The sequence below is a fragment of the Epibacterium sp. ABV4_022 genome (genome assembly GCF_056159345.1).
Map to the genome: position 1 here is coordinate 238,517 of NZ_JBSWVA010000001.1, position 20,376 is coordinate 258,892.

Consider the following 20,376-nt stretch of genomic DNA (forward strand, 5'->3'; position numbering starts at 1 on the left):
GCGTGCAAGACCCCTATTGGGCGATCATAACACTGTCATGAACCAGACCAACCTGCGTCCCGCTGGCACCGGAACAGAGATCCCTGATGCGGCCTCCCGTTACGGCGGGTTCGCACTCATCCCCGCACTGGGCTAGGTGCTTGTCGCAACGCTCTGGGTGTTGTGGCGAATTCCGATCTGAACGCTCTGGTGAGCGCGCTTGGGTTGTCATACCCACAACGGGCCGCCACTTCGGAGACGCTCATATCAGTCTCTAACAATAGCTTTCTGGCCTGAATCAACCGCAACCGCCGATACACGGCCGCGGGTGTCGCACCCAGATCCGCCTTCATGCGCGCTTCCAGATCCTTGCGCGGGCGACCGATGCGGCGGGCAATTTCCGGGATCGCTAGCGGAGTTTCCAGGTGGCTCTGCATGAGGGCCACGGCGCGCGCCACGACGCGTGTGCGGGAGAGCGTGATGTCCGATGTCGCACCGCCACCTTCGGTGCTCATGAACAAGGCCGCGACCTCCAGGCGCAGGGCTTGTCCGTGGCGCGCTCCGATCCGTTCCAGCATCAGGTCAAAGGCGGCCAGCGCCCCGGTGCAGGTGGTCCTGTTGCCATCCTGTACATACCGCCTGCGCTGCACTTCAACCTCAGGGAATGACTCTCCCAGCCGGTCCAGCTCGTCCCAGTGGATGGTCGCGACACGCCCGTCCAGCAACCCCGCAGCGGCCATCAGCCACGGTCCGGTATCAAACCCGGCAATCTCGCGATAGCGTCCGGCGGCGGCGCGCAGCCCGCGCCGGGTCGCGGTCCCGTCCTGGCGCAGGAAATTATAGCTCGGCATCACGGCGAGCATATCGCCGGAAAAATCCGCAAGCCGCCCGTGCGCGGTGACTTGCATACCGGAAGAGGACACCACCTGCGCGCCCGTCAGCGACAGGAACCGCCAGCGATAGAGCTCCCTCCGCGCGAGCGTGTTGGCCGCACGCATCGGTTCCACCGTGTTGGCAAGGCAATGGGCAGAGAAATCGTCGAACAAGAGGACATCCACTTGCTGCGGTGCCGCGAATTCATTTGTCCATTTCTGCATGATTTCGGCCTTCCTTGCACGATACACACGCTAGGCGACCACTAACATCCCGTGCAAGCAACCACATCAACAAGGAGACGCCCGGTGCAATTCGGCATGACAGAAGAACAGGCGATGATCGTCGAAACCACGCGCGCCTTTGTGGAAAAAGAGCTCTATCCGCATGAGCTGGAGATCGAGCGCAACGGTCATCTCGACATGGATCTGGTAAGGGAAATCCAGAAGAAGGCGATGGAAGCCGGGCTTTATGCCGCCAATATGCCCGAAGAGGTGGGCGGTGCAGGTCTCGATACGCTGTCCTGGCTGCTCTATGAAAAGGAGCTCGGTCGCGCCAATTACGCGCTGCATTGGACCAGCGTCGCGCGCCCCTCCAACATCCTCTTGGCGGGCACGGAGGAGCAGAAGGAGAAATATCTCTTTCCCTGTATCCGCGGTGAGAAATGGGACTGCCTGGCGATGACGGAGCCGGGCGCGGGGTCCGACCTGCGCGGCATGGCCGCTTCGGCCCGCAAGGATGGCGACGACTGGATCCTGAACGGCACCAAGCATTTCATCTCCCACGCGGATGTGGCGGATTTTGCCATCGTCTTTATGGCCACGGGTGAGGAGGACACGCCGCGCGGCAAGAAGAAAAAGATCACCGCCTTCTTTGTCGATAAGGGCACGCCCGGATTCTCGGTCCGTGACGGCTATCGCAATGTCTCGCACCGGGGCTACACCAACGCGGTGCTGGAATTCGACGATTGCCGCCTGCCGTCTTCGGCGGTTCTGGGCGAGGTCGACAAGGGGTTTGAGGTCGCCAACACTTGGCTGGGCGCGACCCGCCTGCAGGTGGCCGCAACATGTCTGGGCCGCGCCGAACGCGCGCTGCAACACGCCGTCGAATACAGCGCCGAGCGCAAGCAGTTCGGCCAGCAAATCGGCAAGTTTCAGGGGGTTTCGTTCAAGCTCGCCGATATGGCCACCGAGTTGAAGGCCGCGAATCTGCTGACCTGGGAAGCCGGCTGGAAGTTTGATCAGGGCACCGTCACCGAGAGCGACATGTCGATGGCCAAGCTGAAGGCGACCGAGATGCTCGCCATGGTTGCGGATGAAGCGATCCAGATCCACGGCGGCATGGGGCTGATGGACGAACTTCCCCTCGAACGCATCTGGCGCGACGCGCGTGTGGAGCGTATCTGGGAGGGCACCAGTGAAATCCAGCGGCACATCATCAGCCGCGAGATGCTGAGACCGCTTGGAGGCTGACCTTGTCCGATCCCGCTGAAACCGCCCGGAAACCCGTTGTGACCATCACCTATTGCATTGGCTGCAACTGGCTGTTGCGCGCCGCCTGGATGAGCCAGGAACTGCTGTCGACCTTTCAGGAACAGCTGGGTGGGGTGACTCTGGTGCCGGGCGAGATTGGCGGAACCTTCGAGATCACCCTCGACGGAGAGGTGATCTGGGAGCGCAAGCGGGACGGCGGTTTTCCGGATGTGAAAGAGCTGAAGACCCGTGTGCGCGATCATATCAACCCGGAACAGAGCCTTGGGCATCTGGACCGCGAAACCTCGGGTGAATAACGTCAAATGCAGTCTCTAAAAAGGCTCTTTCGCCCCAAAACCATTGCCGTTATCGGCGGTGGGGCGTGGTGCGCCGCCGTGATCGAGCAATGCCGCAAGATGGGGTTTGAGGGCGAAATCTGGCCCGTACATCCCAAGGCCGAAGAGGTCGCGGGTCTGCCAGCGTTCAAGGACGTGGCGGCCCTGCCCGCGGCACCGGATGCCAGCTTCATCGGGGTGAACCGCTTTGTCACCATCGACATCGTCACGGCGCTGGCCGCGCGCGGTGCCGGCGGGGCGGTCTGTTTCGCCTCCGGCTTTCTGGAGGCGGAGGCCGAGGATGCCGAAGGCGCGGATCTGCAGGAGCGTCTGCTGGCGGCGGCCGGGGACATGCCGATCCTCGGGCCGAACTGCTACGGGTTCATCAACTACCTCGACGGGGCGCTGTTGTGGCCCGACCAGCATGGCGGCAAGCGGGTGGAAAAGGGCGTGGCGATTGTCACCCAGAGCTCCAACATCGCGATCAACCTGACGATGCAGACCCGGGCGCTGCCGCTCGCCTATGTGGTGACCTGCGGCAACCAGGCCCAGACCGGGTTGGCGGCAATTGGCGAGGCGCTGCTGGAAGATGACCGTGTCACCGCGCTGGGCCTTCATATCGAGGGCTTTGGCGATCTGCGCGCGTTTGAGGCGCTGGCGCTGAAGGCGCGTCAGCTGGGCAAGCAGATCATCGCACTGAAGGTCGGACGGTCCGCACAGGCGCGTGCCGCAACAGTCTCGCACACGGCCTCGCTGGCCGGGGGCGACGCGGGTGCCGGGGCTTTGCTCTCACGTCTTGGCATTCCGCGCTTGTATGATCTGCCGTCGTTCCTGGAGACATTGAAGCTGATGCATGTGGTGGGGCGTCTGTCCTCGACCCGCATCGCAACGATCAGCTGTTCCGGTGGCGAGGCAAGCCTGTCTGCGGATACCGCCCATGGGCGCGGAGTCAGCTTCCCACCGCTGAACGACCGCCAGCGCAGTGACCTGCGCGCGGCCCTCGGGCCGATGGTGGCACTGGCGAACCCGCTCGACTATCACACCTATATCTGGCGCGATACGGAGGCGATGACGCGCGCCTTCTCTGCGATGGTCGACCCGCAACTGGCGCTGACGATTCTTGTGGTGGATTTCCCACGCTCCGACCGGTGTGACGCCTCTGACTGGGATTGCACGATCCAGTCCGCCATCGCGGTGCGGCAGCAGACCGACCAGCCGATCGCCATGCTGGCAACCCTGCCGGAACTGCTGCCCGAAGAGGTGGCCGAACAGCTGATCGCTGCCGGGGTGGTGCCGATGCTGGGTCTGCCCGAGGCGATCACTGCTATCGAGGCGGCCGGCCAGCCCTTGCCGGAATTGGCGCATCCGCTGTTGTTGCCCACCAAGACCCATGACGAACCGGATCTGGTGTCGGAGGGTGAGGCCAAGGCCTGGCTTGCGCGCTTTGGTCTCCGGGTGCCCCGTGCAAAGCCCGCGCGCACGGTGGTGGCTGCCCGCGCGGTGGCAGCGGATATCGGCTTTCCGGTGGTGCTGAAGGGCGAAGGCATCGCCCATAAGACCGAAGAGGGCGCGGTGAAGCTGAACCTCTGCTCCGGACAGGAGGTCAGCGATGCCGCCGTGGCTATGCCCACCGACCGTTTTCTGGTCGAGGAGATGGTCACTGGTGCCGTGGCCGAGCTGCTGGTTGGCGTGGTGAAGGATCCCGCACATGGCTTCGTGCTGACGCTGGCCGCTGGCGGAACACTGACCGAGATCATGCAGGACAGCGCCTCGGTGCTGCTGCCCGCCTCTGACGCTGCCTTGAACGCGGCACTCGACGGGTTGAAGATCGCGCCCTTGCTGGCAGGCTATCGTGGCGCGCCGGCGGCGGATCGCAATGCGATCCTGCGCGCGATCCGATCCATCGAAGCCTATGTGGTCGCCGAGGCTGAAGGTCTGGAAGAAATCGAAATCAACCCGCTGCTCTGCACCCCCACGGAGGCCGTGGCGGCGGATGCGCTGATGCGCAGAAAGGACATGTTGCGATGAGTGAAACGAGCCCCGTCAAGACCCGCCGCGAAGGCGCCATCCTCGAGGTGACGCTGGACCGCCCCAAGGCCAACGCGATTGATCTGCAAACCTCGCGCCTGATGGGCGAGGCGTTTCAGGCCTTTCGCGATGACGATACGCTGCGGGTTGCGATCATAACGGGGGCGGGCGAGAAATTCTTTTGCCCCGGCTGGGACCTGAAGGCGGCCGCGGGCGGTGATGCGGTGGATGGCGATTATGGCGTCGGTGGCTTTGGCGGTTTGCAGGAGCTGCGCGACCTCAACAAGCCGGTGATCGCGGCGGTGAACGGCATCGCCTGTGGCGGAGGGCTGGAGCTGGCCCTGTCGGCGGACATGATCCTTGCGGCCGATCACACCAGCTTTGCCCTGCCGGAGATCCGCTCCGGCACGGTGGCGGATGCGGCGTCGATCAAGCTGCCCAAGCGCATTCCCTATCACATCGCGATGGAGCTCCTGCTGACGGGCCGCTGGTTCGATGCTGAAGAGGCCCATCGCTGGGGCCTGGTGAACGAAATCATCCCCGGCGATCAGCTGATGGACCGCGCCTGGGAGCTGGCGCGCCTTCTCGCCTCCGGCCCGCCGCTGGTCTATGCCGCGATCAAGGAGATCGTGCGTGATGCCGAGGATTCCAAGTTTCAGGATGCGATGAACCGCGTCACCGGGCGGCAGCTGCGGACGGTGGATGTGCTCTACGGATCCGACGACAACCTTGAAGGCGCGCGGGCCTTTGCCGAAAAGCGCGACCCGGTGTGGAAAGGACGCTGAGGCCGCCCCACACCCGACAGGCGGCGGGCCGCTGACCGGCGCAACCGCCCGGATTGGAGCGTGAGGGCAAACCCGGAGGAGGGGGGCGCTCCCGCCTGTTTCCGCCGCCCTTGCGGGCGACCAAAACAGTTGGGCCGGGCGCCGTGCCTGGCGGCACGGCGCGGCGCATCCGCGATCAGACCTTCTGAAACAGGGCGATCAGCGCGGTATCCTCGTGATGGGCGCTGCCTGCATCGCCCCCGTAGATGCGGACTTCGGGCAGGGACAGGTTGCTGATCCATTGTCCACGCAGCAAACGGTCAAAGGCTTCGGCAAAGCCGGCTTTTTGATAATGGGCCGCGTTGATGGACATCGCCAGCCAGGCTCCGGGGCGTGCGACCCTGAGAATGGCGGGCAGGACTTCCGGTCCGAGGTGACCATGGGTGAAGGTTCCGGAGGAGACGACGCCTGCGTAACTGGCCCGAGGGACCGGGATCCCCTCGTACAGGTCCGCCTCGATCACGTCACGGTAGACATCCTTGCGCAACGCCTGTGCCAGCATATCCGGGCTGATGTCGGCGGCGTCGACCGGGGTGATCCGCAACCCCGACAAGGCGACGCCACACAGGCCGGTGCCTGCGCCCACATCGAGCACAGGCCCCTGTCCGCCAGCCTGGGCGAAGGCCCGGGCGGTCAGGCCGGGCAACAGATAGGCCTCTGACCTGGCAAAGCTTTCGTCATAACTGTCCGCCCAGTCTGCATAGAGCTGGCGCAAGTCGCTCGGGGACGCCGCCGCATAGGCGTCGCTCACATCGGGTGTTTTTCTGGTCATGAACAGATCAAAGGCGCGGCGGGGATTCGAATCAAGCCCTTGCCGTCTTGCATCTGCCCGCCGTGGATCGCATGGTCCGAAACATGACGAAAAAGACGCTTCTCTGCTTTGGATTTGGCTACACGGCGCGGGCTCTGGCGCGGACCCTCGCGGGACCGGGCTGGCGTATCCTCGGCACCACCCGTGATCCCTCCGAAGCCGAGCCGATGGCCGGAGTGGAACTCCTGACCTGGCCCGGCGACACTGTCCCGCTGGAGGAGGTGACCCATATCCTCTTGTCGATCAGCCCGTCCGAACAGGGCGACCCGGTTCTGAATGAACTCGGTGCGCGTCTGGCGGCACTTCCATCTCTGGAATGGGTCGGCTACCTCTCGACCACGGCGGTCTATGGCGATCACGATGGTGCCTGGGTGGACGAGCAAACGCCCGTGACGCCATCGAGCCAGCGTGGCGACTGGCGCGCAGGTGCCGAGGCGGCATGGCAGGCCATCCCGAACCTGCCGCTCCACATCTTTCGTCTGGCGGGGATCTACGGGCCGGGCCGGGGTCCCTTTGCCAAGCTGATGGCAGGTCGCGCCCGCCGGATCGTCAAGCCGGGGCAGGTGTTCTCGCGCACCCATGTCGATGACATCGCGCAGGTGCTGGCGGCCTCCATCGCGCGGCCCAACCCCGGCGCGATCTACAATGTCTGCGATGACGAACCCGCACCGCCGCAGGATGTGCTGGGCTATGCCGCCGAGCTGCTGGGGCTTCCGGTGCCTGCCGAAGTGCCCTTTGACGAAGCCGGGATGAGCCCGATGGCGCGCAGCTTCTATGGCGAGAACAAGCGGGTGCGTAATACCCGCATCAAGGAAGAGCTCGGTGTCACCCTGTGCTACCCGGACTATCGCAGCGGTTTGAAAGCGGTGTTTGCAGCCGAGGATATGGAGCGTTTTGTCCCTCCGGCGGATCCGCCAGGGGTCTAAGAACGCCCAATCCAGCGCAGGTTGGACCGTTGGGGCAGTGGGGGCACACTCAGGCCCGCTTTTCCCCGATCCTTGCAACCCCAAGCACGTCGAGCACCTTCGCTTCGATATGCTCTGCATTCATTGCGGCCACGTCGTACATGTCGCGGGGGCTGGCCTGGTCGATGAATGTATCGGGCAGAACCATGGAGCGGAACTTCAGGCCGTCGTCAAACACTGCCTCCTCCGACAACAGCTGCGCGACATGCGAGCCAAAGCCGCCGACCGCGCCTTCCTCGATGGTGATCAGCGCCTCGTGATCGCGCGCCAGTTGCAGGATCAGGTCGCGGTCCAGCGGCTTGGCAAAGCGCGCATCGGCGATGGTCGGCGTGATACCCTTGGCCGCAAGCGCCTCGGCCGCTTTGCGGACCTCGCCCAGGCGGGTGCCGAAGGACAAGAGCGCCACGCGCGTGCCGGACTGGATCATCCGGCCCTTGCCGATCTCCAGCACGTGCGGTTGTTCGGGCATTTCCACACCCTCGCCCTCGCCTCGCGGATAGCGGAAGGCGATGGGGCCATCGCTGTAGGCGGCGGCGGTGGCGACCATATGCTTCAGTTCCGCCTCGTCAGCGGCGGCCATCACCACCATGCCGGGCAGATTGGCCATATAGCCGATGTCGAACGAGCCCGCGTGGGTGGCCCCGTCGGCGCCGACCAGACCGGCACGATCAATGGCAAAGCGGACGGGCAGGCGCTGGATCGCGACATCGTGCACCACCTGATCGTAGCCGCGTTGCAGGAAGGTGGAATACATCGCGCAGAACGGCTTCATCCCGCCCGCCGCCAGTGCAGCGGCAAAGGTCACGCCGTGCTGCTCGGCAATGCCCACGTCAAAGGTGCGCGAGGGGTAGCGCTCTGCCATCAGATTGAGGCCGGTGCCGTCGGGCATCGCGGCGGTGACCGCGCAGATCTTTGAATCCTGTGCGGCCAGCTCCACCAATGTGTTGCCAAAGACCGAGGTGTAGGAGGGCGCGTTGGAGGGCGCTTTTTTCTGCTCGCCCGTCACCATGTCGAATTTCGCCGTCGCATGGCCTTTGTCGCGCGCCGCTTCGGCCGGGCGATAGCCCTTGCCCTTTTTGGTGACCGCGTGGATCAGGATCGGCCCGGTCGCGCGCGCCTTGACCGTGCGCAGCACCGGCAGGAGTTGGTCCATGTCATGGCCGTCGATGGGGCCGATGTAGGAAAAGCCGAGGGATTCGAACAAGGTACCGCCCATGGCCATGCCCTTCAGCATGTCCTTGGCGCGTTTGGCGCCCTCGCGGAAAGGTTCCGGCAACAGCGAGACCGCGCCCTTGGCGGCGGCCTTGAGGTCGTGAAACGGCGCCTCGGTATAAAGCCGGCTGAGATAGGACGACAGCGCCCCAACCGGCGGCGCGATCGACATCTCGTTGTCGTTGAGGATCACGATCAGCCGCTTGCCGAGGTGACCGGCGTTGTTCATCGCCTCAAACGCCATGCCGGCGCTCATGGCACCATCGCCGATCACGGCGATCGCGTCGCCAAGACCCTCTTCGGTGACGCCACCCAGATCGCGCGCCACGGAAAACCCCAGCGCGGCGGAAATCGACGTGGAACTATGCGCCGCCCCAAAGGGGTCATAGGGGCTCTCGGTCCGTTTGGTGAACCCCGAGAGACCGTCCTTCATGCGCAGGGTGCGGATGCGATCACGCCGCCCGGTCAGGATCTTGTGGGGGTAGCTCTGGTGCGAGACGTCCCAGATCACCTTGTCCTTGGGCGTGTCGAACACCGCATGCAGCGCCACCGTCAGCTCCACCACGCCGAGCCCTGCACCCAGATGGCCGCCGGTGACAGAGACGGCAGAGATGGTTTCCTGCCGCAGCTCATGCGCGACCTGCTCCAGTTGCGCGTCAGAGAGACGTTTCAGATCCGCAGGCGATGCGATCTGATCCAGGAGCGGGGTCTGTGGCCGGTCGGTCATGCGGGTCGTGGCTCCTTCGGGGCGCGATTTAGCTGTCGCGCGAGATAACGAAGCGGGCGGCGTCCTTCAAGGTATCGCCTGCCGCACCATAGGGGGCAAGGGCTGCACAGGCCTGGTCGGCGAGGTCCAGCGCACGCGATTTTGCCCCCTCCAGCCCGAGCAGCGACACAAACGTGGCCTTGCCGGCCTCCGCATCCTTGCGTACCGCCTTGCCCACGGTGGCAGCATCGCCTTCAATATCCAAAATGTCGTCGGCGATCTGAAAAGCCAACCCGAGGGCCTGCGCATAGTGTCGCAGCGGTTCGGGATCGGCACCTGCCAGCCGGGCACCGGCGCAGGCGGACCATTCGATCAGGCAGCCTGTCTTGCGCGCCTGAAGCGTGGTGATGTCGTCGAGCGTCAGCGGGGTTTCTGCCGTTTCTGCCGCGATGTCCAGCATCTGACCGGAGACCATGCCGTCCTTGCCGGCTGCCTCGGCCAGGGTGCGGATCAGGGTCACGGCATGGGGGCCGACCGCGTCACGGGCGAGCAGTTCAAACGCCAGGGTCTGGAGGCTGTCGCCCGCCAGCACCGCCGTGGCCTCGTCCCATTTTCGGTGCAGCGTCGGCTGGCCACGCCGCAGGTCATCGTCGTCCATGCAGGGCAGGTCGTCATGGACCAGCGAATAGGCGTGGATGCATTCGATCGCCAGCGCCGCCTCAAGCGCGGCCGGTTCGGGCACATCATGCAGACGCGCGCTCTCCAGAACCAGGAAACCGCGCAGCATCTTGCCACCGCGCAACGCATAGCCCATGGCCTGATGCAGCACATCTGACGCCGTCAGGCGCATGTCCATATGGGTGGAGATCTTCGCCTGCGCCTGCGAGAGCGCGGCGGCAAACCCTGCCGTCATCGGGGCTTATCCCGCGTCGAGCGGTTGCGTGCCGGCGGGCTGGCCGTTGGCATCCAGCGTGATCGCGGCGACCTTTTCCTCGGCGCGCTTCAGCTCGTCCTCGCAGCGTTTTTTCAGTTGAGCGCCCCGCTCGTAAAGCGCGATGGACGCATCCAGTGCCACGTCCCCGCGCTCCAGTTTATCGACGACGCGTTCCAGTTCCTGCATCGCAGTTTCAAAGCTCATCTCTTCGACGGGGGTCTCGGTTGTCATGTCGCGGCCTTTATCAGTTCTTCCACATGCGCCTTGGCGGCGTCGGCTAGGGCGTTCAGATCATATCCGCCCTCCAAAGTCGAGACGATACGACCCTGACACAGCTCTTGCGCAAGACGGCACAGCTCTACCGTGAGCCACCGGAAATCCTCCGTCTGCCAGTGCAATTGAGCCAGCGGATCGTCGGTGTGGGCGTCAAACCCGGCCGACAGGATCAGCAGCTCCGGCTTGAAGGCGCGCAGGCGCGGAAACACCTGTTCGGAGTAAAGCTCCCGCATGGCGGCGCCGTCGCTTTCGGGCGGCAGCGGCAGGTTCATCACGTTGCCATGGGCACCGTCCTCCTCCGGGTGGCCGGTGCCGGGCCAGAGCGGCATTTGCTGAGAGGTGATGACCAGGGCGCGTTTCTCATCCCAGAGCAGGTCCTGGGTGCCATTGCCGTGATGCACGTCGAAATCCACCACCGCAACGCGTTTGAGCCCGTGGTGATCCAGCGCGTGTTTTGCGGCCAGCGCCGCATTGCCAAACAGGCAGAACCCCATCGGCGTGTCGGTTTCGGCGTGATGCCCGGGCGGACGGGTGGCGCAGAACGCATTGCCGACCTCGCCCCCCAGCACCATGTCGACGGCGCGCACCGCAGCCCCGGCCGCGCGAAAGGCAGCGTCCAGCGATCCCGGTGACATCCAGGTGTCCGCATCCAGCTGCTTGCGCCCTTCTGCGGGCAATTCGCGGCGCAGCTCCGTCAGATACTGGGCGGGATGCACCCGCAGAATGTCATCTTCGGCGGCCACTGGGGCGGTGACACGCTTGAGGTCAAGCCCCGCAAGTGCGTGCAGCACATGTTCGAGGCGGGCCACCTGCTCCGGGTGGCCTCCGGGTGTTTCATGCGTCAGGCAATCCGCGTGGGTCAGCAAGGCAGTGGTCATAGTGGTCCCCGATCTGTTTTGCGGCACGATCCTTCTTTGCCGGGCATGTTGCAAGAGGGGGGACCGTCAGATCAGCGTCAGTCCGCATGGGCCTGGATCAGGGCCTCCACATGCGCCCGGGCCGATGACGCCAGCGCCGGCAGATCATAGCCGCCCTCAAGCACCGAGACCACACGCCCTGCGCAGGTGCTGTTGGCAATGGCGCAGAGATTGCGGGTCAGCCAGTCGTAGTCCGCCTCGCGCCAGTTCAGTTCGGCCAGCGGATCATCCCGGTGGCAATCGAAACCGGCTGAGATCAGGATCAGCTCGGGAGCAAAGGCCCGCAGCCTCGGAAAGACCTGTTCGGCGTAGAGCGCGCGCATCTCGGCACCGCCGGTTCCGGGCAGGAGTGGAATATTGACCACATTGTCATGCGCGCCACGCTCCTCGGGCGTGCCGGTGCCGGGCCATAGCGGCATCTGTTGCGAGGTCACGACCAATGCGCGCGGCTCGTCCCAGAGCAGGGCCTGGGTGCCGTTGCCGTGATGCACGTCGAAATCGACGATTGCCACACGCTTCAGCCCGTGCCTTTCCATCGCATGCCGCGCCGCAAGCGCGACATTGCCAAAAAAGCAGAACCCCATCGCCCGGTCCCGCAGCGCGTGGTGCCCCGGCGGGCGCATGGCGACAAAGGCGTTTGGGGCCAGACCGGACAGCACGAGGTCCACAGCCAAGGCCGCACCGCCCACCGCCCGAAGCACGGCATTCAAAGAGGTGGGCGACAGGCTGGTTTCATCGTCCGTATCAGAGTCTAAAAAGGCGAAACCATGTTCGGGAATGCTGCCGAGAACATGATCGACATAGGCGGGATCATGCAGCGTTTCGATCACATTTCGCGCGGCCAACGGCGCCGAATGGTGTGCGAGTGGCAGATCCTCGATGGCCCGGAGCACGAAATCCAGCCGCCCCACCTGCTCATGGACCTTGGCAGGGGTCTGATGCAGGAGCCCCTCGGGATGGGTGACGAGAGCAGTCTTCATGTCAGGGTCTTAATCCGGGGCCAGCATGTAGCCTGCACCGCGCACGGTTTGCAGGTATTGCGGCTGTTTAGGGTTGGGCTCGATCTTGCGGCGCAAGCGGGTGATCTGCACGTCCACGGCACGTTCCTGCGCCTGTCCCCGGTCGCGCCCCAGGTCCTCGACCAGTTTGGCGCGGCTGACCGGTTCGCCGGGCTGGGCAGAGAAGATCTTCATCAACTGGCTCTCGGTCGAGGTCAGCCGGATCAGGTCTTCGCCCTGCCACATCTCGCCGCGCTCGATGTCATACCGGATCGCCCCGAGCTGCATATACTTGGGCGTGACGTCTTCGGGCTGGTTCTCGGGCATGCGCCGCAAGATCGCGTTGATCCGCAGCAACAGCTCCTTGGGTTCAAAGGGTTTCGGCAGGTAGTCATCCGCGCCGGCTTCCAGCCCCTTGATGCGATCATCGGTTTCACCGCGGGCGGTCAACAGCAGGATCGGCGTCACCATGGTTTCGCGCAGCGCAGCGGTCAGGGACAGCCCATCCTCGCCCGGCATCATCACGTCGAGCACGATGAGGTCGAAATCCAGCCCCGACAGAACCCGCCGGGCATGGGCGGCATCCCGGGCTGCGGTGACCAGGAACCCGGCGCGCATCAGGAATTTCTTCAACAGGTCGCGAATACGCTCATCATCGTCGACGATCAGCAGATGGGCATCGGGTGAGTTCATTGGGGCGCCTCGCGCAACTCGACATAGGCGCGTCGCATGTCCGGATCCATCATCGCCTCCAGCACCTTTTTAAACCCCTGCACCGCTTCGGGGCCGGCCTGTTTGTAGGCCGCACGCATGCGGACGCGCTGGGCATCCGACAGGCGCTGCTCCAGGTCGCGACCGCGTTCCGTGAGGAAGAGATTGCGCTCGCGCTTGTCTAGGGTGCCCACCCGGCTATCCACCAGCCCGTCCTCGACCAGCGCCCGCAGCACCCGGTTCAAGGATTGCTTGGTCACCCCGAGGATACTGAGCAGGTTGTTGACCGTCGTGCCGGGAGAGCGATTGATGAAATGCAGGGCGCGGTGATGCGCCCGCCCATAGGCCAGTTCTGCAAGAATGCGATCCGGATCCGCCGTAAAGCCGCGATAGGCGAAGAACATCGCCTCGATCCCCTGGCGCAGCTGCTCATCGGTCAGGAACAGCAGGCTTTCGCCGCCAAACCCCGCTCCGGAACGCCCGTCAGACATATGTGCCTCTCCTTTATTTTGAACGCTAGTTTATGTCAGCATTATTGACATTCCAAGACCCGAGATGTATCGAGTTGCGGGTTTGGCGCAATTATCTGAATGAATTCACGTCATGTTGCGCAACAACCGAAAATGACACGGCGCTGAAAAGGAATGCGGAATGGCTGGATATGATGACCGCGACGGTCTGATCTGGATGGATGGCGAACTGGTGAACTGGCGCGATGCTAAGGTCCACATCCTGACGCATGCAATGCATTACGCCTCTTCTGTGTTTGAAGGCGAACGTGCCTATAACGGTAAGATCTTCAAGAGCCGCGCTCATTCCGAACGCCTGATCGCCTCTGCCGAGGCGCTGGACATGCCGATGCCCTACTCGGTGGATGACATTGAGACGGCCAAGGAAGAGACCCTGAAAGCCTCCGGCCTGAAGGACGCCTATGTCCGCGCGGTGGTCTGGCGTGGGTCGGGCGAAGATATGGGCGTTGCGTCGGCAAAGAACCCGGTGCGGATGGCGGTCGCCGTCTGGGGCTGGGGTGCCTATTACGGCGATGCCAAGATGCAGGGCGCAAAGCTCGACATCGCGGAATTCAAACGCCCCTCGCCTGAAACCATCCCGGTGCATGCCAAGGCGGCGGGCCTCTACATGATCTGTACGATCTCCAAGCACAAGGCGGAAGCCAAAGGCTGTTCGGATGCGCTGTTCATGGACTACCGCGGCTATGTCGCCGAGGCGACTGGTGCGAATATCTTCTTCGTCAAGGATGGCGAGGTACATACGCCGAAACCGGATTGCTTCCTCAACGGCATCACCCGGCAAACGGTGATCGAGATGCTGAAGGAAAAGGGCATTACCGTGCATGAGCGCCACATCATGCCCGAAGAAATGGACGGGTTTGAACAGTGCTGGCTGACCGGTACCGCCGCCGAGGTCACGCCCGTCGGCGAAATCGGCCCCTATACATTCGAAGTCGGCCAGATGACCCGCGAGATTGCCGAGGACTACGAAGCCCTGGTCCGCAGCTAACATAATTCTCGCTACTAAAATGCAAAAGCGCGGGACAGACGCCCCGCGCTTTTTCTGTATGAGCACCTTCGGTGCCGTTTGGCGCCTGTCGCCTCTTCAGCTTTTCTCAAATATCTCGGAGCGCGAGGCAGCGCCTCGCATCCCTGATCAAACCTGTGCGCCGCAGGCGCTCCGCTGGATCACGCGATTTCTGTGGTGACGTCGACGTTGCCCCGGACAGAATTGGAGTAGGGGCAGATTTTGTGCCCCGCCTCGGTCAGGCGCTCGGCGGCGTCCTTGTCAACGCCCGGGAGCGTGACTTTCAGGTGCACCTTGAGGCCAAAACCCCCCGCCTCGCGCGGGCCGATTCCGACCGCGGTTTCGACTTCGACGCTGTCGGGAACCTTCGGCAGGCTATCATCTTGCGTGGTCGCGAATTTCATCGCGCCGATGTAGCAGGCGGAATAGCCTGCGGCGAAGAGTTGCTCCGGATTGTAGCCTTTGCCATCGCCACCCATTTCGGTTGGCGGAGCAAGATCAAGAACCAGGTCGGTGCCGGCCACTTTGGCCTGACCATCCCGACCTCCGGTGGCAGACCCATGGGCGGTGTAAACGGGGGAAACGGACATGTGCGACTCCTTTAATCGTGTGCGATTATGTCGTGTACGATATATCTTGGTTGTGCAGCGCCTGATGTCAACCGCTTGCGATCATATCGTGCGAGATCTATCGTCTTCGAATGGACCGACCTTTGAAAATCGACGAGCTTTTGTGCTTCTCCGTCTACTCGGTGAACCATGCGATCTCGCGCCTTTATCGCCCCTTGCTGGCCCCTCTGGGGCTGACTTACCCTCAGTATCTAGTGCTGGTCGCGCTCTGGAACAGGGACAGGCGCCGGGTCAACGATCTGGGGCGTGAATTGCAGCTGGATACCAACACGCTGACCCCGCTCCTCAAACGGATGGAGGCGGCAGAGTTGCTGACCCGACAGCGCAATCCGGACGATGAGCGCAGCCTGATCGTGGCGCTCACCGACAAGGGGCGCGCCTTGGAGCAAAAGGCGGGGGAACTGACCGCCTGCGTGCTGGACGCAATGGGCGGGGACATCGAAGAGCTGACCGCGTTGCGGGACCGGCTGCATCTGTTGCGCGACAAACTGGAACGGAGCTAGCCCGTCCTAGCCGCCCTTGGGGTCGGTCAGCGGCTTGGCCTTGCCACGGTCCAGTCCCAGACGGCTCTCGCGCCAGATCACGATGCCATTCGCCACAATCACCAGCGCCGCCCCCGCCAGCATCACCAGCGAGGGCCATTCCGAAAACCATACATAGCCGATGACCAGCGCAAATAGCATCGACACGTAGTCATAAGGCGCCAGTAGCGACGCTGGGGCAAACCGGTAGGACGAGGTGATGAGCAGCTGCGCGATCGCTCCGATGAAACCGGTACTGACCAGCAGCAGCAACAGGGGCGTATCGGGCATGACCCAACCAAACGGCAAGGTCAGCAGCGACAGCAGGGATGCGGTGACGGAGAAGTAGAAGACAATCGCGGCGGTGTCCTCGCTCTGCACCATTTTTCGGATGTGGATCTGCACAAACCCGCGCAACGCCGCTGCTGTCAGCACCAGTATTGCCCCGATAAAGGCCGTATCCTGAAAGGCCTCTGACCCATTCAGACGTGGCGATAGCATGATCAGCACGCCGACAAGTCCGATCGCCACAGCGCTGATCCGGATGATGCGAATGCGTTCTCCAAGCAGGAGTGCGGCGAGAATCAGCGTGAAGATCGGCGTGGCATAGCCGAGCGCGGTGACCTCCGGCAGGGGCAGAATAGCCAGTGCGGCGAAGTTCAATCCCATTGCCGAGGTGCCCACGAGGCCGCGCCAGAAATGCAGCATCGGGCTTTGGGTGCGCAGCCCCCGTGGCAGATCACCGCGCAGAGCAAGCCAGACCAGGATCACCGGCAATACGAAGAACGAGCGAAAGAACACCGCCTGCCCGGTGGGCACAACCTGCGTGATTTCCTTGATAAGGCCGGACATGATCGTAAACAGGCCGATGGCGGTCACCTTCAGCGTGATGGCCAGCACAGGTCGATGCGATGTTAAGCTTTTTGCCATGCGCGGACCCTGCGCGCTCCGCCGGTGAATGGCAAGCGCGCAGGGGGAGACTGGTACATTATTTAGACCGCGACAGCCGCGAAGCGCTCAGTGGGCGTGCTCGTGCCCTTTGGCGCTGTCGTGGTTGTGACCACAGGTAGACTGCGGGGGAGGCGCCTTTCCCTGCTGCCATTCAGCCAGCGCCTGGCGCAGGATCTGGAACGCGGAGCTGAGGAAGAGGCCCGCCATGATGCCGGCGACGATCAGATCCGGCCAGCCGGTGGCCGTGCCCCAGACCCCAAGGGCCGCGATCATCACCGCCACGTTGCCGATGGCGTCGTTGCGCGAACACAGCCATACCGACCGCACGTTGGCGTCGCCATCCTTGTAGGCGGCCAGCAGCGCCACCGACAGGAGATTTGCGACAAGCGCGAGAAAGCCAATGGCCCCCATCACCTGTGCCTCGGGGACGCCGGCGACAAAAACCTGCCACAGGGTGGAGCCGAACACCCAGATCCCCATGACAAGAAGGCTGACACCCTTGCCGATCGCTGCCAGAGACCGGGTGCGCAGGCTGGCACCGATGACCGCCAGCGAAATCCCGTAGGTCAGCGCGTCGCCGAGAAAGTCCAGCGCGTCAGCTTTCAGCGCCTGGCTACCGGCGGCTTCGCCGGCGCTCATCTCGACAACGAACATCACCGCATTGATGGCGATCACCATCCATAGGCGGCGTTTGTATTGTTTGGATACCCCGTCGAACTGGGCGTCATGGTTGCAGCATCCTGCCATCAGTCAGGTCCTTTGCTCTTGTCCTTGATCTCGATTCGGGATCAACCTAGGTGCTCTAGTCACTAGAGGTTCAAGAGGGGATTGCGATGTATTCCATCGGCGCATTGTCCAAGGCGACCGGCGTTAAGGTTCCGACCATCCGCTATTATGAGGAGATCGGCCTCATCGACCCCGCCACGCGCAATGCGGGCAACCAGCGGCGGTATGATCAGGCCGGTCTGGACCGGCTTGGTTTTATCAAGCACGCGCGCGATCTCGGGTTCGGGCTGGAGGAAATCAAGGAGCTGATGGGGCTCAACGGCGAGCTGGGGCGCGATTGTCACGCCGCGGACGACATCGCCCGGGCCCAGCTGGAAAAAGTGCGCGCCCGCATTGCCCGGCTGCAACAGCTGGAGGTGGAACTGGAGCGGATCACCCAGCTGTGCGAAGGGGGATCGGGTGGCACCTGTCAGGTGCTGACGGCGCTGGGCGATCACAGCCAATGCCTTGGAGAGCACGGCTAGGGCGTTTTGGATCTGGCACATTTGGGTGTGATCGCATGTTCAGGCCCCCGCCGGGATTAGGTCAGCACCCACAACAGACCGTTCAAGGTGACATAGGCAAGAACGGTCGCCGCGAGCGACGCGAGGCTCGCCGCGCCTTCATGTCCCTTGGCCTGAGCAAAGATCGTATAGGTGGCAAACATCGGCATCGCCGCCGACAGGATCAGCGCGGCGCGGATCTCGGGTGAAATCTCCAGCAGGCCCGCCGCGCCGCAGATCGCCGCGACCACTGCGACAATGGCGGGATGAATCACCAGCTTGCCCAGTGTCGCCTGGGCTGCGAGGCTCTTGTTGCCACGCAGGGGCAGCCCGGCAAGCGATCCGCCGATGACGATCAGCGAAACCGCCCCGGCAGAGGCCGCGAGCATATCGGTAAAGCGAAAAAACGGCGCCGGGATCGGTACGTGGAGAAGCGCCACCAGAAGCCCCGCGACAAGGGCCATCATCGTCGGCATCTTCGCCACGTTCCAGACGATCCGCCACAGGCGCGGCCCAAGCGGGACGGAACGGTCGGCGTCGGCCGCCTCCATCAGCATCAGGCAGATCGGGATCAGGATCAGCGTCTCGATCACCAGATTCAGTGTCAGGACGATGCCCGCTATATCAGGGAATGCCAGCAGCATCACCGGATAGCCGACAAATCCGTTGTTGGGACAGGTCGAGCCCATGACGCCCACCGCCCGCCGCATCGGATCAAACCCGCGTAGCGAAAACAGCAGATAGGCGACCGCAATGTTCAGTACGCCGCCAATCAGATAGGGCAGCACATAGGCGGCCTGGAACACCTCGACCGGGTCGCGGCTGGCGATGGTGGTGAAGATCAGCCCCGGCAGCGCCAGGTTGAAGACATAGGCGCCGAGGCTCTTGATGTCGTGGCTGGAAAAGATGCCTTTCCAGACAAACAGGTAGCCCAACCCGAGGGCCGCGTAGATCGGAAAGGTAATCCCGAGAATGGCGACCATGGGCCTGGGTTATCCGATCCGGCCCTGATTCTCGCCAATCTGGCCGCGATGCAGCAAGAGGTGGTCCAGGATGACGCAGGCCATCATTGCCTCGGCCACGGGCACGGCACGAATGCCGACGCAGGGGTCGTGGCGGCCTTTGGTGATGACTTCGGTGGCGGTGCCGTCCTTGCGGATCGACTGGCGCGGCGTCAGGATCGAGGAGGTCGGTTTGACCGCGAACCGCACCACGACGTCCTGACCGGTGGAAATGCCGCCAAGGATGCCGCCGGCGTGGTTGGAGGAATAGACCGGCTGGCCGTCATTGCCCATAAAGATCTCGTCGGCGTTCTCCGACCCTTTCAGCTGGGCGGCATGCATGCCCTCGCCGATCTCCACGCCCTTCACGGCATTGATCGACATCATCGCGGCGGCGAGGTCGGTGTCGAGCTTGCCATAGATCGGCGCACCGATACCGGCGGGCACCCCGCGTGCCACCACCTCGACCACGGCGCCGACCGAGTCGTGATCCTTGCGCAGCGCTTGCAGGTAGTCTTCCCAGTCCTGAACAGCGCCCGCATCCGGAATCCAGAAATCGTTCTGGTCGATCGCTGCCCAGTCAAACCGGCTGCGGTCGATCTCCATCTCGCCCATCCGGGTCATATAGCCCTTGATCTGTAGGCCGGGCACCAGCGCGTTGATCGCTTCGCGTGCAACACCGCCCGCGGCCACCCGCGCCGCGGTTTCGCGGGCAGAGGACCGCCCGCCGCCGCGATAGTCACGGTTGCCGTATTTCTGGAAATACGTGATGTCCGCATGGCCGGGGCGGAAGGTTTGCGCGATCTCGCCATAGTCCTTTGACCGCTGATCGGTGTTCTCGATCATCAGCTGGATTGGCGTGCCGGTGGAGTGGCCTTCGAACACGCCCGACAGGATCTTCACCGCGTCCGGCTCGTTGCGCTGGGTGGTGTTCTTGTTCTGGCCGGGGCGGCGCTTGTCCAGCCACTGTTGCAGCATGTCCGGGCTCAGCGGGACATTCGGCGGACAGCCATCGACGGTCGCCCCGAGAGCAGGCCCGTGGCTTTCGCCCCAGGTGGTGACACGGAAGAGGTGGCCGAAAGAGTTCATGGACATGCGCGCGGGTCTCCTTTGTCCTGACCCTTTAACGGCAAAGCGCGCCCGGGAAAAGAGAGCCGCGCATCAACAGGGCAGAAACGACAGAAACACCGCCTGCTTCTCATTGTCCTCGTGTTTCGCGGATGAAACGACAGGTCAGGCGTGCTGACCCAAGCCTGAGCTGGCGTCTGTCTTTGGCATCTCAAGGCTGCGCTTGCCAATCCGGCAAACGCGCCCTAGGGTTTGCCCCACCTCGGGGTGCGCGACATGACGCGCTGAGATGCCGGATGGCGAACCCGTTGAACCTGAACCGGATTATACCGGCGGAGGGAAGGTTCCGGATGTTGCGGTG

22 protein-coding genes and 1 riboswitch are annotated in these 20,376 nt (G+C 63.5%); of the genes, 8 read left to right on the forward strand and 14 right to left on the reverse strand.

Annotated elements, in window-relative coordinates:
• Positions 1 to 116: 116 nt before the first annotated feature.
• Positions 117 to 1,076: a GlxA family transcriptional regulator gene (locus ACXAF5_RS01105; protein WP_474945233.1), complete on the reverse strand. Its 960-nt coding sequence runs from the start codon at positions 1,074 to 1,076 to the stop codon at positions 117 to 119.
• A gap of 84 nt (positions 1,077 to 1,160) precedes the next feature.
• Here ACXAF5_RS01105 and ACXAF5_RS01110 point away from each other — a divergent pair, with 84 nt between their 5' ends.
• Genes ACXAF5_RS01110 through ACXAF5_RS01125 form a run of 4 tightly spaced genes read left to right on the forward strand, consistent with a single transcriptional unit; the run spans position 1,161 to position 5,472 of the window.
• A complete protein-coding gene (locus tag ACXAF5_RS01110) occupies positions 1,161 to 2,324 on the forward strand; it encodes an acyl-CoA dehydrogenase family protein (protein ID WP_474945234.1) in 1,164 nt (387 codons plus the stop codon).
• 2 nt (positions 2,325 to 2,326) lie between these two features.
• A complete protein-coding gene (locus ACXAF5_RS01115; protein ID WP_474945235.1) occupies positions 2,327 to 2,641 on the forward strand; it encodes an Rdx family protein in 315 nt (104 codons plus the stop codon).
• 6 nt (positions 2,642 to 2,647) lie between these two features.
• Entirely contained in the window at positions 2,648 to 4,687 is a 2,040-nt protein-coding gene (locus ACXAF5_RS01120) for an acetate--CoA ligase family protein (protein WP_474945236.1), read from the forward strand.
• Complete coding sequence (locus ACXAF5_RS01125; RefSeq protein WP_474945237.1) at positions 4,684 to 5,472, forward strand: carnitinyl-CoA dehydratase; 789 nt, start codon at positions 4,684 to 4,686, stop codon at positions 5,470 to 5,472. The genes ACXAF5_RS01120 and ACXAF5_RS01125 overlap by 4 nt, the downstream gene beginning before the upstream one ends.
• Positions 5,473 to 5,647: 175 nt before the next feature.
• Here ACXAF5_RS01125 and ACXAF5_RS01130 read toward each other — a convergent pair whose 3' ends face one another.
• Positions 5,648 to 6,283 (reverse strand): class I SAM-dependent DNA methyltransferase, encoded by a 636-nt coding sequence (locus ACXAF5_RS01130; RefSeq protein WP_474945238.1) that lies wholly within the window; start codon positions 6,281 to 6,283, stop codon positions 5,648 to 5,650.
• A gap of 83 nt (positions 6,284 to 6,366) precedes the next feature.
• Between ACXAF5_RS01130 and ACXAF5_RS01135 the strand changes: the two genes are divergently transcribed.
• Positions 6,367 to 7,248 (forward strand): SDR family oxidoreductase, encoded by an 882-nt coding sequence (locus ACXAF5_RS01135; RefSeq protein ID WP_474945239.1) that lies wholly within the window; start codon positions 6,367 to 6,369, stop codon positions 7,246 to 7,248.
• A 49-nt stretch (positions 7,249 to 7,297) separates the two neighbouring features.
• On the opposite strand, the gene dxs is transcribed toward ACXAF5_RS01135, so the two are convergent.
• From dxs to ACXAF5_RS01170, 7 genes are all read right to left on the reverse strand, one after another.
• Positions 7,298 to 9,226: a 1-deoxy-D-xylulose-5-phosphate synthase gene (dxs, locus tag ACXAF5_RS01140; protein ID WP_239322218.1), complete on the reverse strand. Its 1,929-nt coding sequence runs from the start codon at positions 9,224 to 9,226 to the stop codon at positions 7,298 to 7,300.
• Between the two features lie 28 nt (positions 9,227 to 9,254).
• On the reverse strand, positions 9,255 to 10,118 hold the full coding sequence (locus ACXAF5_RS01145) for a polyprenyl synthetase family protein (protein WP_474945240.1): 864 nt from the start codon (positions 10,116 to 10,118) through the stop codon (positions 9,255 to 9,257).
• A gap of 6 nt (positions 10,119 to 10,124) precedes the next feature.
• Positions 10,125 to 10,370, reverse strand: a complete 246-nt coding sequence (locus tag ACXAF5_RS01150) for an exodeoxyribonuclease VII small subunit (protein WP_239322216.1) — start codon at positions 10,368 to 10,370, stop codon at positions 10,125 to 10,127.
• A complete protein-coding gene (locus tag ACXAF5_RS01155) occupies positions 10,367 to 11,293 on the reverse strand; it encodes a histone deacetylase family protein (RefSeq protein WP_474945241.1) in 927 nt (308 codons plus the stop codon). Before ACXAF5_RS01155 ends, ACXAF5_RS01150 begins: the two co-directional genes overlap by 4 nt.
• 77 nt (positions 11,294 to 11,370) lie before the next feature.
• On the reverse strand, positions 11,371 to 12,312 hold the full coding sequence (locus ACXAF5_RS01160) for a histone deacetylase family protein (RefSeq protein WP_474945242.1): 942 nt from the start codon (positions 12,310 to 12,312) through the stop codon (positions 11,371 to 11,373).
• Positions 12,313 to 12,321: 9 nt separating this feature from the next.
• Positions 12,322 to 13,023 carry a response regulator gene (locus ACXAF5_RS01165; RefSeq protein WP_239322213.1) on the reverse strand — a complete coding sequence of 234 codons (702 nt, stop codon included), beginning with the start codon at positions 13,021 to 13,023 and terminating at the stop codon, positions 12,322 to 12,324.
• Positions 13,020 to 13,532 carry a MarR family winged helix-turn-helix transcriptional regulator gene (locus ACXAF5_RS01170; protein ID WP_239322212.1) on the reverse strand — a complete coding sequence of 171 codons (513 nt, stop codon included), beginning with the start codon at positions 13,530 to 13,532 and terminating at the stop codon, positions 13,020 to 13,022. Before ACXAF5_RS01170 ends, ACXAF5_RS01165 begins: the two co-directional genes overlap by 4 nt.
• A 160-nt stretch (positions 13,533 to 13,692) precedes the next feature.
• Between ACXAF5_RS01170 and ACXAF5_RS01175 the strand changes: the two genes are divergently transcribed.
• The gene (locus tag ACXAF5_RS01175; RefSeq protein ID WP_474945243.1) at positions 13,693 to 14,559 is read left to right on the forward strand and encodes a branched-chain amino acid aminotransferase; all 867 of its coding nucleotides are present in this window, start codon (positions 13,693 to 13,695) and stop codon (positions 14,557 to 14,559) included.
• Positions 14,560 to 14,738: 179 nt separating this feature from the next.
• Here the strand turns inward: ACXAF5_RS01175 and ACXAF5_RS01180 are convergent, their stop codons facing one another.
• Complete coding sequence (locus ACXAF5_RS01180; protein ID WP_239364106.1) at positions 14,739 to 15,167, reverse strand: organic hydroperoxide resistance protein; 429 nt, start codon at positions 15,165 to 15,167, stop codon at positions 14,739 to 14,741.
• Between the two features lie 110 nt (positions 15,168 to 15,277).
• On the opposite strand from ACXAF5_RS01180, the gene ACXAF5_RS01185 reads away from it, so the two are divergent.
• Entirely contained in the window at positions 15,278 to 15,709 is a 432-nt protein-coding gene (locus ACXAF5_RS01185; RefSeq protein WP_474945244.1) for a MarR family winged helix-turn-helix transcriptional regulator, read from the forward strand.
• A 6-nt stretch (positions 15,710 to 15,715) separates the two neighbouring features.
• On the opposite strand, the gene ACXAF5_RS01190 is transcribed toward ACXAF5_RS01185, so the two are convergent.
• Together ACXAF5_RS01190 and ACXAF5_RS01195 are read right to left on the reverse strand one after the other, a co-directional pair.
• Positions 15,716 to 16,657, reverse strand: a complete 942-nt coding sequence (locus tag ACXAF5_RS01190) for a DMT family transporter (protein WP_474945245.1) — start codon at positions 16,655 to 16,657, stop codon at positions 15,716 to 15,718.
• Positions 16,658 to 16,744: 87 nt separating this feature from the next.
• Positions 16,745 to 17,425, reverse strand: coding sequence for a cation efflux transmembrane domain-containing protein (locus ACXAF5_RS01195; protein WP_474945246.1), 681 nt, complete (start codon positions 17,423 to 17,425; stop codon positions 16,745 to 16,747).
• 86 nt (positions 17,426 to 17,511) lie between these two features.
• Between ACXAF5_RS01195 and ACXAF5_RS01200 the strand changes: the two genes are divergently transcribed.
• On the forward strand, positions 17,512 to 17,928 hold the full coding sequence (locus tag ACXAF5_RS01200; RefSeq protein WP_474945247.1) for a MerR family transcriptional regulator: 417 nt from the start codon (positions 17,512 to 17,514) through the stop codon (positions 17,926 to 17,928).
• Between the two features lie 56 nt (positions 17,929 to 17,984).
• Here ACXAF5_RS01200 and ACXAF5_RS01205 read toward each other — a convergent pair whose 3' ends face one another.
• Together ACXAF5_RS01205 and aroC are read right to left on the reverse strand one after the other, a co-directional pair.
• The gene (locus tag ACXAF5_RS01205; RefSeq protein WP_474945248.1) at positions 17,985 to 18,929 is read right to left on the reverse strand and encodes an AEC family transporter; all 945 of its coding nucleotides are present in this window, start codon (positions 18,927 to 18,929) and stop codon (positions 17,985 to 17,987) included.
• Between the two features lie 9 nt (positions 18,930 to 18,938).
• Positions 18,939 to 20,042: a chorismate synthase gene (aroC, locus tag ACXAF5_RS01210; RefSeq protein WP_474945249.1), complete on the reverse strand. Its 1,104-nt coding sequence runs from the start codon at positions 20,040 to 20,042 to the stop codon at positions 18,939 to 18,941.
• Positions 20,043 to 20,268: 226 nt separating this feature from the next.
• Positions 20,269 to 20,373: riboswitch (TPP riboswitch) on the forward strand.
• The last annotated feature ends 3 nt before the right edge of the window (positions 20,374 to 20,376 follow it).